We start from the raw sequence: 17,228 nt of genomic DNA on the forward strand, positions 1-17,228 counted from the left end.
CTCATTTCCCGTGGGCGGTCTGCTCGACCGCGCGCACGATCTTCACGTAACAGCCGCAGCGGCAGATGTTGCCGCTCATCCACTCCCGGATCTCGTCCGCCGATCCGGTGTGGCCTTCCTGGATGCAGCCGACACCGGACATGATCTGCCCCGGCGTGCAGTAGCCGCACTGGAAGGCGTCCTCGTCGATGAACGCCTGCTGCAAAGGGTGCAGTTCGCCGTCCTCGCCCCCGGGAGCAAGCCCTTCGATGGTGGCGATCTGGGCGCCCTCCAGACGGATCGCGAGCGTCAGGCAGGAGTTGACGCGGCGTCCGTCGACGAGCACCGTGCACGCGCCGCAGGCACCGGCGTTGCAGCCCTTCTTGGAGCCGGGCAGGTCCAGGTGCTCGCGCAGCAGGTCCAGTAGCGAGGTCCGGTTGTCCACCGTGACGGTGTGACGCTTCCCGTTGACCGTCAGCGAGACACGGCTGCTCGGCGGCGCCTTGGCGGCAGCCCCCGTCTCGACGGCAAGTGCAGCCGGACCCGTCATCAGGCCGCCGGCCACGACGGCCCCACCGACCGCGGTGGTCGTCGCGATGAACGTGCGCCGGGAGGGCACGTTGGCGGGCTCGGCAGAGGGCTCGGTGGGGGGAGAAACAGCTGACTCGGTGAGTTCAGTGGACATGCGTACGCTTTCGGATCGGCGGAAGGTCGATGGCCTGTTCATCGGCGTGCCCAGGGGCAGAATCCGCGTCGTCGTTATCGCCGGTGTGCTCCGGCCGTGTTTGTGAGTTGCGATGCGGGACTCGGCACAGGGCAGAGGGGAATTCGTCCAGCTCGCTCAGAGCGTAGCTGGCCATGACCGTCAGCTTGCCATCAGTTGGCAGTCGCGTGGGGGGTAGAGTTTTCTGTCTGGATGTCTGACGCCCAGGATGGAAAACTCCATCTTCTGCGCACACACACGACGGTGAAAATGTCGGAAGTAAGGTCAGCGTAGGGCCGTGTCAGCGGAAGGTCCCCGCCGAACAGGCCGGGTTCGTTTGCCGAATTCTCCACTATGTGTGCGTGGCTCAGCTCAATTCTGCTGCGCTGTGCTGCTCTGCTCTTCGCGCGCCGTTGAGCGTCATTCTTGAGTCTGCCCACCGCATTCCAGCCCGCCGCATTCGAGGGGCATGGGGCGGGAGACTCCAGTAGACCGTCCGCACGTCACCGAGCGGTGACCTGACCAGGGCGGGAGCACCGCCGTACAGCCGGGTAACCATGTTGCGCATGATCAGCTCTCGATATCCGCTGGTACCCGTCGCACCCAGCCACCCCGGCGAGGCGGCCATGCGACACCGCCATGCCGACGGGGCAAGCTCGGCATGATCGGATCAACGACGCAATCCTGGGTTGCATCAACCACGATGCCGTAAACGCGAACTGAGCAATCGGGTAGAGCCCGCCAACCTGATGTACGTTGGCCCCTAAGCTGCTGCGGGGCTGTACCCCACTCGAACCGTGGAGTTCGCGGAATGCGGGCCGGCGTCGGCGTCCCCGATCTGTGACCGTGTTGAAAACGTCTAGTGTGTTCGAGGCGGTCAGGAAGTGCTGATTGCTGACCGGCTGTTCGAGGCAGCCGCGGCACTCCAGGAGGTGCTGCAGCGCGGCGCCTTCGAGCCGGAGGTAGTAGTGCGGGATGCCCGTGCCCTCGCGGGTGTTGCAGCTGCCGCAGAGCGGCCCTTCTCCGAACTACCGGGGCGTCCCGTGATCCGGCGACGGGACGATCAGTCCCGAGAGGAAGGGCCGGAGAACGGCTGCGAACGGCGCGGGTGTTAGTTTCCTGCCCGTGTTAAAACACCAGGATGAGACCAGGGCGGCCTACGACGGGGTCGTCGAGCTCTATGCGTCGATGTTCACTAGTCGGTTGGAGACGCAGCCGTTCGCGCGGAACATGATCGGCACCTTCGCCGAGCTCGTGCGCGATTCGGGGAACCTGCGGGTAGCCGACGTCGGGTGCGGACCCGGTCATCTGACAGCCATGCTGCACGACTTGGGGCTGGACGCCTTCGGGCTCGACCTCTCCCCGGCCATGGTCGACCACGCTCGGCGGGCCGAGCCGGCGCTGCGATTCGACGAAGCGCGCATGGAGGCCTTGCCGGTCGAGGACGGCGCGCTCGGCGGGGTGCTGGCCCACTACTCGATGATCCATACCCCACCTGGAGAATTGCCCGCACTGCTCGCTGAGCAGGTGCGTGTCCTGGCACCAGGGGGTCTGCTCCTGGTGTCCTTCTTCGGGACGGAGGGGCCGGAACCGGTCCGCTTCGACCACAAGGTGGCGCCCGCTTATAGCTGGCCGGCGGAGCAGTTTGCCGAGTTGCTGGCCGGTGCCGGCCTTGTCACGGTGGCTCGGTTGCTCCACGACCCAGCGTCCGAGCGTGGCTTCCTCGACACCCACTTTCTGGCCCGCCGCCCGTAGAGCGTGCCCGTGGCCTGGGTCGGGGTGGTGTAGATCATCCGCGTGGATGAAGCTCGTCCGCGCCGCCGCGTTCTGTGCCGACGTCCACTGAGCATCGCCAGAGGTGACGACCGTCCTGGTCACGAAGGCTCCGGCGGTGTGGCCACGGTAGTGGTGTGAGCAACGATCTCCCGGAAGGTGGGAATTCCCAGGTCAACGGACTCCTGCTGCTGGGAGATCTGTACGTCGAGCTGGCTGAGTTTCTCCTCGGCGCCAGCCAGGCTGATCTGGAGACCTTCGACCTCGCCGAGCCAGCCTTCCGTCTCGGCTTCGGTGACTCGGGCGATCAAGTTGTCGCGGATCTCGGCAAGCCGTGCCCGTTGGGCCGGGTCAGGTCGGAGGAGTGAGCATCTGATACAAGCGTGTTCATGAATGCATGGGGTCCCGAAGGCGCGTGCGCAGGTACCGATGGACACCTTCCGTTTCTCGAAGTGGGCGAGGAAGGCGTCCCACTCCTCGTTCGTCGGGGTCCGGTATTCCTCGCTGGGACGAAGTGATCGACGGCGGGCGATGAACGCGCGGTGGGCTTCGATGGCGTCCGCCGGGTAGATGGCGTTGTAGCCCATCGTGGTGTTGATGTCGGAGTGACCTGCGAGGACCTGCGCGATGTGGGGCGGCAGGCCGCTGCGGATTGCGTCGGTGATGAAGATTCTTCGGAAGTCGTGCGGAGCGAAGTCGAGGGGCTGGCCCGCGGAGTCGGTGAGCCCGGTCCGTTTCAGGACCTCGTTGAGACCGTCGCGGATCATTTGTCGGGACACTGGCGTGCGCTGGCCTCCGTATGTCCACTGGAACAGCAGCGGCATCGGCGGGTTCCAGATCTTCTCCGCGACGTCGTAGTTGGGCAGCATCGGGATCGCGCCTGTTCGAGGGTCACGGACGCGGGCGATGATCGTGCTGAGGACGTCGGCCAATTCTGGGCTGACGAGGAGAAGCCGTTCTTCGTCTGTTTTCGAGGGAGCGACCTGGAGCAGAGGCACTATGTCACCGCTGGTGGGCAGCTTGTACTGGATCAAGGCGTGATGGCTGGCCTCCAGCATCTCCTCGATCCGGACGCCGGTGTGCTGCAGGAATTCGATCGTGGCCCAGGCCCAGAAGGCCCGTTCCTCGAGCAGTCCCAGATGGATGCGTCGGCCGGACTCGTCGTAGGCCCGGAACGGAGTCGACGAGTCCTTCTTCTGGCGCGTGTAGGTTCTGCCTCTGAACGTGAACTGGCCGCCGAGTGGGGCGGCCTGCAGGGCGTCCATCCCCTCACGAGCCTCTGTCCAGTTCGCCTTAGCGGCGCGGACGACGGTGGACAGCGCGGGCAGTCGTTCGCGGGTGCGCTGGTCCATCTTGGCCTTGCGGCGTTTCTCGTGCTTGGAGGTACTGGCGTCGGCGGCGCTGACCGGGCAGGGAGCAACCCACGGGCCCCAGCGTTCTGGTTCCTCGACGGCCCAGTGGGCCAGGTCGAGGTAGAGGGCTCGAACTCCGATCATGAGGTTGCCGTAGTTGGCCCGCTCCGTCACCGCCTCATGGACTGTGCCATCCGGCAGCCGGCGGCGTGTGACCTTCGTCCGGCTGACCTGCTTCCATGCGCTCACGACTTCAGGCGGCAGCCGGAGTGTGTCGATGCCGGGCTGGATGCGCTCAATCTGCAGCCAGAAGTTCCTCACAAGCGTCCGGGACACGTCCTCCAAGGACGTGTAGTCCATGGTGGGCTGGCGTTCCTTGAGGTACTCGACCAGCAGATCCCGGATGGGCTTGGACTGCGGGCGGTAGCGGTCGACGAGTTGCTCGACCGTGACCTGGCCGGACGTTCGGTGCAGAAGCCTCAGTGACACGGGCGCGTCGGGTGGCAGGTGACCCAGGTCCTTCAGCCAGGAGTAGAACAGGCTTTGCCCGCCCGATGTGGCCCGCTGAGCTCGATGCGCTTCCATGTACTCAATGGCGTCCCCGACATTGATGTCGGCCAGCCCCCCGCCCTTGGCGATGACCAGCTTGACCAGAACGTTCTTGGCGAGGATGCCGAGGTGGGAGGACCACGATTCTGGGCCCACCAGCTCCTGAAGGCGGGCAAATCCCTCAGGGTCACGGTACTGGCAGATGATGGCACGGAGGTTGGTCGAGGTCCGGGTGAGCTGCCAGTGGAGCGACGGCCGGAGCACATCGGCGCAGACCAGGGCGAACAGGCCCGTGTTCAGAATGCCGTTCGCATTCGCCGCGTCGTAGCCGACCCAGCTGGCGTTGAGCTTGTTCCACTGTGCCCCGGTCGCGTTTGCAGCGGGGCTCGCGTTCCACCGTTGTTGCCAGGTGGAGCCCGGCTGGTCCAGGAGCCAGCGGAGAATGAGCGTTGCGCCTCGCCGCCGGTAGAAATGGGTGGACTCGCTCGCGGCCCGAAGCGGAGGCCGGTTCAGCTGAGCCACGACCTCCTCGTAGGACTGGCCGGTGGCAGGCCAAGCGTCCTCGTAGGGCCGCGGCGGGAAACGCTTCTTGGCTGCCCGGAGAGCCTCGCCGGCGAGTGGCTGTGCATCTCGGATGACGGCCGGAGCGCGCAAGGTCTCTGTGCTCGTCACCATGAGTTCCCGAAGAGAGTCTTCAACGAGTCGGGGTTGTAGCCGGGGGCCGGTGGCGCGGGCGGCCGGTCACGCTGCTCTGCCCGGCGTGCATGATGGGCGCGGACACGTTCGATCACTTCGTCTTGGCTGGCCGGAAGGTAGAGCTGTGTGGTCGTCAGATGGGCGTGACCGAGGACCCATTGGACGTCGGTCAGGGGCATGTTGGGGTCGCGGGCGAGTCGGTAGGACGCGGTGTGGCGTAGATCGTGGAGCGTCCAGTTCGCCCCGAGGAGATCGTTGGCGCGGTTGAACATCGCCCGCGCCGCGTCGTAGTTCAGCGGGCGCCAGGGACGCCTCAGGGTCCACCACAACGGCAGGTTCTTGCCCCGCGGGATGCCATCTCGCCGTGTTTCCTCCTGGTAGAGGCGCAGCCAGACGAAGGCGTCGGTTGAGCAAGGAAGCTGCTGGTAGGCGCGGGTTCCCTTTCGGATCACGCCGACCAACTGCTGACCGGGTAGCGCATCGCGCTGCCGGCTGGTGAGCAGTTCTTCTGCGCGGGCCCCGTTGGAAACCCAGAAAGCCAGTAGAGCGCGATCTCGATTGTGCCGGAGGGCGGCGAACAGCGCGTTGAACATCTCGTCCGGAATACGCCGGGGCGCACGTTTCGGGATGGTCGGCCGGTAGCGGCCTGTCGGCTCTTGGGCAAAGGGCCGGTCAGGCGTGTGGTGGGCGTTCGCGCGGCTGTTGCGACGCGAGCGATCGAGCGGAAACGGGTTGATGATTGGCCCGGTGCCCTCGTCCTGGTGGAAGTCGTAGAACGTGCGGAGCACGGTTTCGCAGTGCGCGCGCGTCCTCGCGGCGTACTGCGGGCCGGGTGAGACCTTGCCCGTGGTGGCGTTCGGCGTACCGGGGATCTTCTTGCGCGTCGTCCGCGGCTTCGGCACCGTTTTCTCGGAGTAGCCTGCCTTCCGGTGTCGCCAGTGCAGGCGCTGGGGCTTGTTCGCGATCTGCATCCACCGGATGAAGTCCCGTGCATCAGTACGCGTTGCCCGGTTCCACTCGATGTTGAGAGCCCACAGAAACCGCCACCAGCGCAGCAGGTCCATGCCGTATGAGCGGACCGTGGAGGCAGGTTTGTCCTCTGCCTGCAGCTCGGCGAAGAAGACCCGGACGGGGTCGACAACAACGCCATCCTGGTCGAGCAACTGGTACGGCGCCCACTGATCACCGGTCTCCTGCAGTCTGCCCAACTCGGGCAGGACGAACGCTGCCAAGTCCCGCTCGGGGACATCGCCTTGAAGCATCCTGAGAAGCTAGTGGAGAAGCCGTCTGACCTGCAAGAACTCACGAGTTAGTTCGGTTAACGGGCCTCGGACATAGCCGTGCTCGTGGCAGTGATCCCACCCCGCCGCGGGGCTTTCCTTGCGGTCAGCAACTGGACGAAGGACGTCACGGCGGCCGAGGTGACCGAGCTTGTGCAGGCCTTCGTCGACAAGGCACTCGCCGCGCAGGAAGGCCGGCCATCTCCCGGCGATGCCATCAGCGCGGGGTGACCGGCACGCGGCGACGTCGTTGAGCGCGGCATCGCGTGCATGAACATCCGACCCCTGCGGATACGCGAGCGATCCCCGGACCGGACGAAGCTGGTCCGGGGTCCGAGGTCTATTCGAGTTTGCGAAGCAGACACATGTCGGCGTCCTCATCGCTAGGCTCACGCCGGAAACCGCGTACTTCGTGATGGCACGGTAGGCGTGCGCACTGAACGAGTCATCGTGCAGGCCAAGCACTGGCTCAGCAGGTCAGTGAACGCTGCCGCGGTGAGCGAGACGGCCACTGCGGGGAAGCTGTGGGCGCCGCCCCTGGTGCACGGCATCGTGATCGCCACCAGCGGCCGGTTCACCGCCGACGCGGTCACCTGGGCAGAACGCCACAATGCTGAAGGCGTCGCTCCCCACATCGACTTGTGGCCGGAAAGCCGGCTCGAAACCCTCCTCGCTCAAAGGCCTCACATCGCCGCGGCCCACGGTCTTAGAGGGCGTCTCACGTGGCAAGTTTCGCGAGTTTCTTGCAGCAGGTCAGGGCAGCGGCCAGGCCGAGGAAGGCAAGGAAGCGCGAGCCCTTTCGTTCGCATCGGATAGTCAGGCGGCGGTAGCCGAAGAGCCAAGCGATCGACCGCTCGATCTTCCAGCGGTGCCGACCAAGGCGTTCGCCAGACTCGATGCCTGGTCGCGCGATGCGCGCGACGAGCCCACGCTCGCGCAGCCAGCTGAGGTGTTCGGCGGAGAAGTACGCCTTGTCCGCACGGAGTTTGACGGGCCGGCGCCGCCGTGGTCCCCGGCGGGACCGGACGGCGGGGATGCCGAGGATGAGCGGCTTGAGGGCGAGACTGTCGTGCATGTTCGCACGTGACACGGCGACGGCGAGGGGGATGCCCTGGGCATCGGACAGCACGTGCAGCTTGCTGCCCTTCTTGCCGCGATCGACCGGGTTCGGCCCCGTCAGCGATCCCCCCTTTTTGGCGCGAACGGAGGCCGCGTCGACGATCGCCGAGGTCCAGTCCACCTCGCCCCGGACCCCGAGTTCGTCCAGCACCGCCCGATGCAGCCGACGCCACAGGCCGACCTCGGTCCATACCGTGAAGCGGCGATGCGCGGTGGCGGAGAACGTGCCGAACGTCGGCGGCAGATGCCGCCAGGCACAGCCGCTGGTGAGCATGTACACCACTGCGGTGAACACGGCCTGCTCGTCACGCGGAGCGGTCCCGCCACCTTGCGGTCGAGCCGCGAACGACGGCAGTAACGGGGCGACCAACTCCCAGAGTTCATCAGGAACCAGACGCTTCGACAGATCAGCACTCACGGCTGGCATCATGCCGCTCGAACATCAAGTTACGTGGGACGGCCTTCTATGCCTTGACTGATGCGGCCGATCTGGCGGCCTGCTCGATCTTCGCGCAGTAGGCGGTGCGGGCGTCCTCATCGATCTGTATCTCGTGTTCGGGGCGCATCCCGGTTCGGCCGTCGACGCCTTCGCGCAGGATGTCGGCGTGCCCGGCATGCCGGTTGGTCTCGCCGAGGACGTGGACCAGGATGGCGAACAGGTTCGTGTCGGCATAAGGCTCCGGCCACCACGGCACGTGGCCGGGGGCATCGAGGGCAAGCTCGTCGATCGTCGCGTCTGAGTGTTCCCACGTGCGCCGGTAGGACTCGATGATCTGATCGCGCGCCTCGTCCTCAGCCGCCCACAGATCGCTGCCGTCGTGGTCCTGCCACCGGGGCAGCGGTTCCGGGGACGGCCGGTCGAAGACCTCGCCGAAGTACCTGGCCTCGACGCTGGCCACGTGTTTGACCAGGCCGAGGAGGTTGGTCCCGGTCACTGTCAAAGGTCGGCGGGCGTCGTACTCGGACAGGCCGTCGAGTTTCCAGAGCAGCGCCTTGCGGTCCCGCCGCAGTCTCCCGTGCAGGCTGTTCTTCGCGAATTCATCGATCATGCGCATGAGCCTGCCATGGGCTACTCGTGGCCTCAAGATCCCGTACGTGGACCGCAACGACCGGCAGAGCCGAAGCCTGGCCATGGCCACCGCCCTGAGCTACTCAAGAAGCTCGCGGAACTTGCCACGTGAGACAACCTCTTAGGTAGAAATTCCTGCACTACGGATTGCGAGATTCTGCGCCGCCACTACGTGGAACTGCGTTCCGTTCTACCAGTCACTTCCTGCCGCCTCAGCTGCCTTAATACGGCGGATTGCGTGGACAGCCGGTACAGCAAGTGTCGGGTGTTCGATGAACCGGGTGAGGACGGACTCAGAGGTCGCGTCGCCGAGCGTGGACAGCAATCCAATGACAGTCCTGGACCGGTCCTCAGATGAGGGGTGGGGAAATGCAGAGGTCAGAACGTCGATGTTCTCAAGACCGTGGTGGAGGATGGCGCGCACACGGTCGGGGAATCGCTGGATCAGGCGTCCCAGCGCCGTCTGGCTCGAGTCAGGACTCAGGCTGGCTGCCTGATGTAGCCAATGAAGCGGGTCGACCGCAGCCGGCGCGAGGTCGGCGCTGAGCCGTTCCCACAACGGCCGGCATCTCTGTCGCTGCTGAACTGGCGTGAGGTCGGGCCGATGCAGCCAGAACAAGATCCGGCCGTAAGCACGCCAGGCCTCCGCATCCATGCCTCTTCGCCCGGGCAAGAGAGGGGGCGGGCTTTGCGTATGAGCAGCGCAGCCCTGGATGGCGAGGGTGTAGCAGTTCACAATGCTTTGAGGGAACGCGAGCGGAGCTTCAGGTTGAAAGTGTGCGGCCCAGTGGCGGAAAGCCGGGAGAGCCAAGGGGGTGTTGGCCCGCAGAAGGTCTCGAAGCCAGGCGTCGGTGAATAGGTCAGCGTCGCCCACCTTCACCAGCCGTTCCCCGGTTTCAGCACCGACTCCCCGTTCGGCGCCCAGCTCGTCTTCGGCGGCGCACTTGTCCGCGAGATCCCCGAACGCCAGCAGCGCCGCATGGTCCGCGCCGACACAGTCTCCGCCACCAAGGACGCAGTCGTTTTCTACGCCAACGCCGCCCGGTCCCTGGCCGACACCGGGCGCTGCCGCGTCGTGATCTGCTCCCGCCCGGAAGAGCTCCAGGGCCGAGAAGGCCACCCGCCGTCGCAGGAGAGCACGGCCGAACACGAAGAGGACGCCTGGTCAGACCACCATGCCGGGCGTACGACCAGCAGACCAAGAACCTGCTAGCCCCTCTACGGCGCAGCGCTTTTCGGATCGGACACAAGCGGCGCTGCCGACAGCCAGCGGTGACATCGGAATCTTGTGGAATCTCAACAAGGCGGCAGTGTAAGCGACGCCGTCCCTCCCCAACGCCTGACTCGACCGCCAGCCGGGTCAGCATCGGTCCGGACACGACCGAACCTGCAAACGCCTACACATGCGCTGAAGCTGGGAAAAGGATCTCGCATCCCAGCCTGACAAGGCGTCAGCAAAGTCAGCATCAGGTCAGCAAGAGTCCTGCCACAGCCACCCACAGACAGCCACACCGTGGAATCGCCAACCGCACCGGCCTGAGCCAGCCGGCTGTTTGGACGCCTTCCGGCAAGCAGGTGGAAGACAGCGAGAATGGCCCGACCGTCTTCCGACCCGCGGCCACCAACGCTGACGCGTTTCCGCAGGTCAGCGCACCCTTCCCCGCGGCTTCAACGGCACCGGCGGCAGTTCCGGTGCGGGCAGTGGAGCCCCGTCGTACCCCTTCACCTCCCCGAACCGGGTCCCTTCCATCCAGTCCCGACGCGCCTGTTCGATCTCCTCCTGCGACCGTCCGATCCAGTTCCAGAACATGATCAGCTCCTCCTCGAACGGCTCACCTCCCAGGAGCATCAGGCCCGCGTCCGACTCGGCCCGCAGCGGCAGTTCGCTGCGGCCGCAGCCGAGGTAGAGCATCGAGCCGGGCAGGACCGGGACGCCGTCGACATGGGCCTCGCCGGACATGGACAGGACGGCGTACTCGAAGTCCGGTTCGAGGGGGAGGCGGACGTCCGCACCTCGGGTGAGGGCCAGGTCGGCGCCGACGATCGGGGTGTACGCCGTGCCGGGCGAGGTCGCGCCGTCGAGGTCGCCGAGGATCAGCGTCGCCTTGACGCCGGGTGCCGTGACGACCGGCAGGTCGGCGTGGTGTTCGAAGCGCGGGTCGGTGTGGCGGTGGCCGTCCGGGAGGGCGACCCACAGTTGCGCGCCGTGCAGGAAACGGGCGTGCGAGCGAGGGCTCTCCTCGGAGTGGCTGATCGCCCGGCCGGAGGTCATCAGGCCCAGTTCGCGCGGCCGGATCGTCTGGAGGCTGCCGGTGGAGTCGCGGTGCAGCACCTCCCCCTCGTGCAGCCAGCTCACCGTCTGGAGGTCCATGTGGGGATGCGGCGGCACCTGCATGCCGGGTTCGTCGGCGATGTCGTCGGGGCCGTAGTGGTCGACGAAGCACCAGGCCCCGACCATACGGCGGCCGAGGTTGGGCAGCAGCCTGCGGACCTCGCTGGACTCGCCCAGCTTGACATGGCGAGGACTGAGGAGTTCGCGAACCGGCTCGGCCACGACGAAGCCGCGGCCACCGCACAGGGAGGGAGCCGCCTCGCGCTCAAGATTGCTCATGGCTCACAACCTAGTCCGGTGGAAGGGCCCGCGTCGCGCGTCCTTCGGGTCGCGCCCGGGCGCCCGCGTCGGCCGGCCGCCCTTACCGAGTAGCGGTCCGCCCTGTAGTGGAATATTAAACCAACCTGTTCGGTTGTCGGCCTCGAAGGAGGCACGAGTGAACACGACCTACGACACCGCGTACTACGCCCACGGGACACCGGCGGAGCGCTGGGAGCGCGCGCAGATGTTCTTCGACGCCAAGGACTACGCCGCCGCCGCGCGGGTCCTGGGCGGGCTGGTCGAGGAGGTGCCCGAGCAGACCGGGCCGCGGCTGCTGCTGGCGCGCTCCTACTACCACTCGGCCCAACTGGGGCGCGCGGAATCGGAGTTGAGGACGATCGTCGAGCGGGACCCCGTCGAGCACTACGCCCGGCTGATGCTCGGCCGCACGCTCCAGCGGCAGAACCGGCACGAGGAGGCGGAGTCGCACCTGCGGATCGCCTCCGCGCTCGCGGGTGACTTCGAGGAGCGCTGACCGGTACATGCCCGAAGGTGCCCGGCTCCGTGTGGAGCCGGGCACCTGTGTGCCGGGCGGCCCCCGCCGGGCACCTGTGTGCCGGGCGATCCACGCTACTGTGCCGGCGTCCCCGCTCCGTACGTCCGCCGTCCCCGCCGGTAGGCGATCTCGCCCAGCAGGATGTCGACGGCCAGGAAGGCCGCCAGCGGGATGCCGAACAGGGGCAGGAAATATCCGAGTACGGCGATCCCCGCCAGCAGCGGGACCAGGATCTGTGGCAGCACCTGCTGCCAGGCTCCGCGCGGGATCGGGCGGCCGAAGGCCGTGCCGCGGCCGCGCTGCCACCACATGCGGTAGCCCCACACGATCAGCAGGATCAGGCAGAGCGCGAGCAGCATCAGGGCGATCTGGTTGGCCAGGCCGAACAGGGTGCCGGTGTGCAGGTCGATGCCCCACCGGGTGAGCTTGGCGAGCACCGGGTAGTCGGCGAACCGCACCACGTCCATGACCTCGCCACTGGCCGGGTCGATCGCGACGGAATCCTGCTTCTCGGGCCAGCTGCGCTGCACCTGCTTGACGACGTACGCCGACTTCGCGTCCGCCGGCGGCACGATCTCCACCGGGTCGCCCAGCCCCTTCGACCGGGCCGCGGCCAGGACCTTGTCCAGGCCGACCCCGTGCGCGGCGTCTCCCGCCTGCCCGGCGGCGGAGCCGTGGCCGGCGTGGTCACCGCCCGCCGAGGCCGACACCGAGGGGGTGGCCTGCCCCAGCGAGGTCCGCAGCTCGTCGATGTTGGCCCCGGCGTAGGCCGACCAGGTCAGACCGGTCGCCGAGAGGAAGAAGAACCCGGCCGCCGCCCACACGCCGATACTGCCGTGCAGTCCGAGGGTGCGGCGCCGCCCGCTCGTCCCGCGCACCTTGCGCAGGGCACGGCGGCGGGAGAACCACAGCACCAGCCCGCCGGCCGAGATCACCCACAGCCAGCTGGCCGCCAGTTCGCTGTACAGCCGGCCCGATTCACCTAGATGCAGGTCCCGGTGGAACTCGTCGATCCAGGTGCGCAGCGGCAGCGCGCCGGTCGAGCCGTACTGTTCGAGGGAGCCGCGCACCTTCGCGGTGTACGGGTCGACGAACACGGCGAGCGTGTGTCCCTCGTCGACGCCCGGGACACCGGACAGCAGCACCCTGGTCGTGGCGTCCGCATCGGGTGAGGGGCGTACGGCCGAGATCGTGCCCTCGGGGTGGGCCTTGCGGGCGGCGGCCACCTGCTCACTGACCGGCAGCTTCCGCTCGCCTGCGGGGACGGTCATTTCGTGGTCGTACACGATCTTCTCGGCCTGGAAGGAGGCGGCGTACAGCAGGCCGGTGACGGCGGCGACGAGAAGGAACGGCGCCACCAGCACCCCGGCGTAGAAGTGCAGGCGGAGGATCAGCGGACGCAGTGGGGCCCAGCTGTTCTTCGGCGGTGCCGGGGTGGCGGGTTGCGGGGCCTCGTCCGTGGTGGTCGAGGGAGCGGTGGTCATCGGCGGGCTTCTCCGGGGGACGTCGTCTTGGCCGTCGCAGTGCGGTCGGCGGCCGTTGCGATGCAGTAGTCGGTTCGGCGGGGCGTCCAGTTCCCGGCGAGTATGTGTGACGTGCGACACACGAGGGTGGGGGGTGTCGTGCCATCCTGACGCGATGGGAACTCCTGGCGATCGCGCACCCCTGACCGAGCGGGTCGAGGAACTCCTCGCGGGTGGCGGCCCGTTGGCCATCGTCGCGGCGGGCGATCCGGTGCTGCGGCGCGGCACCGAGCCGTACGACGGTCAGCTGGGGCCCGCGCTGCTGGCCCGGTTCGTCGAGGCCCTGCGGGTCACCATGCGCGCGGCGCCGGGGGTCGGCCTGGCGGCGCCGCAGGTCGGTGTGGAGCTGAGGATCGCGGTCATCGAGGACCCGGCGCCGGTGCCGGAGGAGGTGCGGCTGGCGCGCGGGCGGGTTCCGCAGCCGTTCCGGGTTCTGGTCAATCCCGCCTATGAGTCCGTCGGTGGCGCGCGGGCCGCGTTCTTCGAGGGCTGTCTGAGCGTGCCGGGCTGGCAGGCGGTGGTGGCGCGGCCCGCCGAGGTGCGGCTGACCGGGCAGGACGAGCACGGACGCGCCCTGGACGAGGTGTTCACGGGCTGGCCCGCGCGGATCGTGCAGCACGAGACGGACCATCTCGACGGGGTCCTGTATCTGGACCGGGCCGAGTCGCGTTCGCTGTCGTCCAATCGGGCGGTGACGGAGCGCTGGGCTCAGCCGACGCCGGAGGAGGCCGCGCGGGCACTCGGCTTCGAGCTGCCGTAACGCCGGCCGCCGCGGAAATTCGGAGGCGTCCGGCGGGCGCCTCCGTTACCGTGACGTCCATGTCTACGCCCCGAATTTCCTAGCCGAGGACCCACTTCCACGCCACCCGTGTGTCCTCTTGCTTGTTCGGAGCGTTTTCTCATGATCACCGTTCGTGACGTCGACGTGCGCGTGGGCGCGCGTCTGCTGCTGTCCGGCGTCTCCTTCCACGTCTCCCCCGGCGACCGCATCGGCCTGGTCGGCCGCAACGGCGCGGGAAAGACGACCCTGTTGCACACCCTGGCGGGCGCCCTGCGGCCCGCCGCCGGGACCGTCGCCCACACCGGTGACGTCGGCCATCTCCCGCAGGACTCGCGCGCGGCCGACCAGTCGGTCACCGTCATCGACCGGATCCTGTCCGCGCGCGGCCTGGACCACGCCGTACGGGCGCTGCGTCGCGCCGAGGCCGCGATGGCCGACGGGACGGAGCGGTCGATGAACGCCTATGTGCGGGCCGAGGCCGAGTTCCAGTCGCGCGGCGGATACGCGGCCGAGGCGGAGGCCGCCCGGGTCGCCGCCGGAGTGGGACTGGCTTCAGGGCTGATGGACCGGCCGCTGAGCGCCCTGTCGGGTGGTCAGCGACGGCGCGTCGAGCTGGCCCGCATCCTGTTCGCAGGGCACGGCACGCTGCTGCTGGACGAGCCGACGAACCACCTGGACGCGGACTCGGTCGCCTGGCTGCGCGGGTTCCTCACGAGCCACCAGGGCGGGCTCGTGATGATCAGCCACGACACGTCCCTGCTGGCCGGCACCGTGAACCGGGTCTTCCACCTGGACCCGGGGCGTGCCGCGCTCGACGTCCACAACACCGGCTGGGACGAGTATCTGGCCCAGCGGGACGCCGACGAGCGGCGACGGACCCGCGAGCGGGCGAACGCCGAGCGCAAGGCGGCGGCGCTGCACGCCCAGGCCGACAAGATGCGGGCCCGGGTGGCGACCGCAGTGGCCGCGCGGAACATGGCCCGCCGCGCCGACCGGATGCTCGCGGACCTCGAACCGGCCCGGCGCGCCGAGAAGACGGCCAGGATCCGGCTGCCCGAGCCGGCACCCTGTGGCCGGATCCCGCTCGGCGCCGTCAGCCTGACCAGGTCGTACGGCGGTCAGCACGTCCTGCGGGGCGTCGACCTCGCCGTCGACCGGGGCAGCCGTCTGGTGGTGCTCGGGCGTAACGGCGCCGGAAAGACGACCCTGTTGCGGATCCTCGCCGGGCAGGACGCGCCGGACGGCGGCCGGGTGGTCCACGGGCACGGGCTGCGCCTCGGCTACTTCGCCCAGGAACACGACACGCTGAACCCGGAACTGACGGTACGTGAGCATCTGGCAGGTGCCGCCCCGCACCTCACCGACGGCGAAGTCCGCCGGGTCCTGGGCTCGTTCCTGTTCTCCGGCGACGACGCCGGCAAGCGCGTCGGTGTCCTCTCCGGCGGCGAGAAGACCCGGCTCGCCCTGGCGGGCCTGGTGCACTCGGGGGCGAACGTGCTGCTCCTCGACGAGCCCACCAACAACCTCGATCCGGCCTCCCACGCCGAGGTCCTGGCCGCGGTGGGCACGTACCCGGGCGCGATCGTCATGGTCACGCACGACGAGGGCGCCGTCGACGCCCTGCGGCCGGACCGGGTGCTGCTGCTGCCGGAGGCGGAGGAGGACCTGTGGAGCGACGACTACCGGGAGCTGGTGGTGCCCGCGCACGCCTGATCTTGCCGGATCCCGGTCGACTGCGGGAAAGCCCCGGGACCGTCCCGCGCCGAGCGGGGACGGACCCGGGGGCCGGACGATCCGCAGGTCAGGAGTCGCGGTAGGCCTCCAGCAGCCGCAGCCACACCTCGCTGATCGTGGGGTACGAGGGGACGGCGTGCCACAGGCGGCCGACGGGGACCTGGCCGGCGACGGCGATCGTGGCGGAGTGGATGAGCTCGCCGACGCCGGGGCCGACGAGGGTCACCCCGCGCAGGATCTCGTCCTCGAGGTCCACGACCATGCGGGCGCGGCCCTTGTAGCCGTCGGCGTACAGGCCCGCGCCCGCGACGGTGGACAGGTCCACGTCGACGGCCTTCACCCGGTGCCCCGCCTGCTCGGCCTCGGCGAGTGACAGGCCGACGGCCGCCGCCTCCGGGTCGGTGAAGACGACCTGGGGGACGGCGGCGTGGTCGGCGGTCGCGGCATGGGCGCCCCAGGGCTCGGCCAGGAGATTCTCGCCGGTGGTTCGCGCTGCGATGGCGGCGCCCGCGACGCGGGCCTGGTACTTGCCCTGGTGGGTGAGGAGGGCGCGCTGGTTGACGTCGCCGACCGCGTACAGCCAGTCGTGGCCGGTGACGCGGAGGCTGTCGTCGACGTCGAGCCAGGTTCCGGGTTCCAGGCCGATCGTCTCCAGGCCGAGGTCGTCGGTGCGCGGTGCGCGGCCGGTCGCGAAGAGGATCTCGTCGGCCTCGATGCGGTCGCCGTTGTCCGTGACGGCCACGACGCTGCCGTTCTCGCGGGTCACCGATTCCACCGACGTGCCGGTGCGGACGTCCGCGCCCGCCTCGGTGAGCGCCTCGGCGACGAGTTCTCCGGCGAAGGGCTCCATGCGGGGCAGCAGGCCCTTGCCGCGCACCAGCATGGTGACCTTCGAGCCGAGGGCCTGCCAGACGGTGGCCATCTCGGTGGCGACGACACCGCCGCCGACCACGATCAGACGGCCGGGCACGTTCTTGGCGCTGGTGGCCTCCCGGCTGGTCCACGGCCGGACCTCGTCCAGTCCGGGCAGCCCCGGCAGGGCGGCGCGGCTGCCGGTGCAGACGGCGACGGCGTGCCGGGCGGTCAGGACGCGTTCACCGCCGTCCGGGCCGGTGACCGTCACCGTGCGCGGGCCGGTGAGGCGGCCGTGGCCGCGGTACAGGTCGGCGCCGATGCTGTCGAGCCATCCGACCTGTCCGTCGTCCTTCCAGTCGGAGGTGTAGTAGTCGCGGTGGGCGAGGACCGCGGAGGCGTCGAGAGGGCCCTGCACCGACTGGCTCAGGCCCGGCACGCGGCGGGCGTCCGCGCGGGCGATGACCGGCCGCAGCAGGGCCTTGCTGGGCATGCACGCCCAGTACGAGCACTCGCCACCGACCAGTTCGCTCTCCACGACCGCGGTGGTCAGACCGGCCGCGCGGGTGCGGTCGGCGACGTTCTCCCCCACGGGCCCGGCCCCGAGCACCACGACGTCGTACGCGTTGGTTTCCGTTTCCGTCATGGGGTCAGTCTGGTGGGTGGTGT

Annotated in this window: 15 protein-coding genes; 6 read left to right on the forward strand and 9 right to left on the reverse strand. The window is 68.6% G+C overall.

All coding sequences use genetic code 11. The features are described from left to right. Position 1: 1 nt before the first annotated feature. Complete coding sequence (locus CP976_RS03290) at positions 2 to 664, reverse strand: (2Fe-2S)-binding protein (RefSeq protein WP_150478923.1); 663 nt, start codon at positions 662 to 664, stop codon at positions 2 to 4. Positions 665 to 1,807: 1,143 nt separating this feature from the next. Here CP976_RS03290 and CP976_RS03295 point away from each other — a divergent pair. Continuing rightward, positions 1,808 to 2,437 carry a class I SAM-dependent methyltransferase gene (locus CP976_RS03295; protein ID WP_150478924.1) on the forward strand — a complete coding sequence of 210 codons (630 nt, stop codon included), beginning with the start codon at positions 1,808 to 1,810 and terminating at the stop codon, positions 2,435 to 2,437. Between the two features lie 119 nt (positions 2,438 to 2,556). Here CP976_RS03295 and CP976_RS03300 read toward each other — a convergent pair whose 3' ends face one another. Continuing rightward, a complete protein-coding gene (locus CP976_RS03300; protein ID WP_229876248.1) occupies positions 2,557 to 4,878 on the reverse strand; it encodes a tyrosine-type recombinase/integrase in 2,322 nt (773 codons plus the stop codon). A gap of 146 nt (positions 4,879 to 5,024) precedes the next feature. After that, positions 5,025 to 6,314, reverse strand: a complete 1,290-nt coding sequence (locus tag CP976_RS03305) for a tyrosine-type recombinase/integrase (protein ID WP_150478926.1) — start codon at positions 6,312 to 6,314, stop codon at positions 5,025 to 5,027. Positions 6,315 to 6,392: 78 nt separating this feature from the next. Here CP976_RS03305 and CP976_RS42760 point away from each other — a divergent pair, with 78 nt between their 5' ends. After that, positions 6,393 to 6,563, forward strand: coding sequence for a hypothetical protein (locus CP976_RS42760; protein WP_167537264.1), 171 nt, complete (start codon positions 6,393 to 6,395; stop codon positions 6,561 to 6,563). Between the two features lie 198 nt (positions 6,564 to 6,761). Beyond that, the gene (locus CP976_RS44620) at positions 6,762 to 7,148 is read left to right on the forward strand and encodes a restriction endonuclease (RefSeq protein ID WP_150478927.1); all 387 of its coding nucleotides are present in this window, start codon (positions 6,762 to 6,764) and stop codon (positions 7,146 to 7,148) included. Here CP976_RS44620 and CP976_RS03315 read toward each other — a convergent pair. From CP976_RS03315 to CP976_RS03330, 4 genes are all read right to left on the reverse strand, one after another. Next, positions 7,051 to 7,869, reverse strand: a complete 819-nt coding sequence (locus CP976_RS03315) for an IS5 family transposase (RefSeq protein WP_150478928.1) — start codon at positions 7,867 to 7,869, stop codon at positions 7,051 to 7,053. The genes CP976_RS44620 and CP976_RS03315 overlap by 98 nt on opposite strands. Positions 7,870 to 7,915: 46 nt before the next feature. Beyond that, entirely contained in the window at positions 7,916 to 8,500 is a 585-nt protein-coding gene (locus CP976_RS03320; RefSeq protein WP_150478929.1) for a DinB family protein, read from the reverse strand. 210 nt (positions 8,501 to 8,710) lie between these two features. Next, entirely contained in the window at positions 8,711 to 9,670 is a 960-nt protein-coding gene (locus CP976_RS03325) for a hypothetical protein (RefSeq protein ID WP_150478930.1), read from the reverse strand. Between the two features lie 495 nt (positions 9,671 to 10,165). Continuing rightward, positions 10,166 to 11,131 carry a pirin family protein gene (locus CP976_RS03330; protein WP_150478931.1) on the reverse strand — a complete coding sequence of 322 codons (966 nt, stop codon included), beginning with the start codon at positions 11,129 to 11,131 and terminating at the stop codon, positions 10,166 to 10,168. A gap of 226 nt (positions 11,132 to 11,357) precedes the next feature. Between CP976_RS03330 and CP976_RS03335 the strand changes: the two genes are divergently transcribed. Further along, positions 11,358 to 11,648, forward strand: a complete 291-nt coding sequence (locus tag CP976_RS03335; protein WP_150485197.1) for a tetratricopeptide repeat protein — start codon at positions 11,358 to 11,360, stop codon at positions 11,646 to 11,648. Between the two features lie 95 nt (positions 11,649 to 11,743). On the opposite strand, the gene CP976_RS03340 is transcribed toward CP976_RS03335, so the two are convergent. Next, a complete protein-coding gene (locus CP976_RS03340) occupies positions 11,744 to 13,153 on the reverse strand; it encodes a PepSY-associated TM helix domain-containing protein (protein ID WP_150478932.1) in 1,410 nt (469 codons plus the stop codon). 154 nt (positions 13,154 to 13,307) lie between these two features. On the opposite strand from CP976_RS03340, the gene CP976_RS03345 reads away from it, so the two are divergent. Then, positions 13,308 to 13,952 carry a peptide deformylase gene (locus CP976_RS03345; protein WP_150478933.1) on the forward strand — a complete coding sequence of 215 codons (645 nt, stop codon included), beginning with the start codon at positions 13,308 to 13,310 and terminating at the stop codon, positions 13,950 to 13,952. Positions 13,953 to 14,093: 141 nt separating this feature from the next. Continuing rightward, entirely contained in the window at positions 14,094 to 15,686 is a 1,593-nt protein-coding gene (locus CP976_RS03350; protein WP_190147008.1) for an ABC-F family ATP-binding cassette domain-containing protein, read from the forward strand. Positions 15,687 to 15,774: 88 nt separating this feature from the next. On the opposite strand, the gene CP976_RS03355 is transcribed toward CP976_RS03350, so the two are convergent. Continuing rightward, positions 15,775 to 17,205: a dihydrolipoyl dehydrogenase family protein gene (locus CP976_RS03355; RefSeq protein WP_150478935.1), complete on the reverse strand. Its 1,431-nt coding sequence runs from the start codon at positions 17,203 to 17,205 to the stop codon at positions 15,775 to 15,777. Between the last annotated feature and the right edge of the window lie 23 nt (positions 17,206 to 17,228).

It is taken from the genome of Streptomyces coeruleorubidus, assembly GCF_008705135.1.
Classification (GTDB): domain Bacteria; phylum Actinomycetota; class Actinomycetes; order Streptomycetales; family Streptomycetaceae; genus Streptomyces; species Streptomyces coeruleofuscus.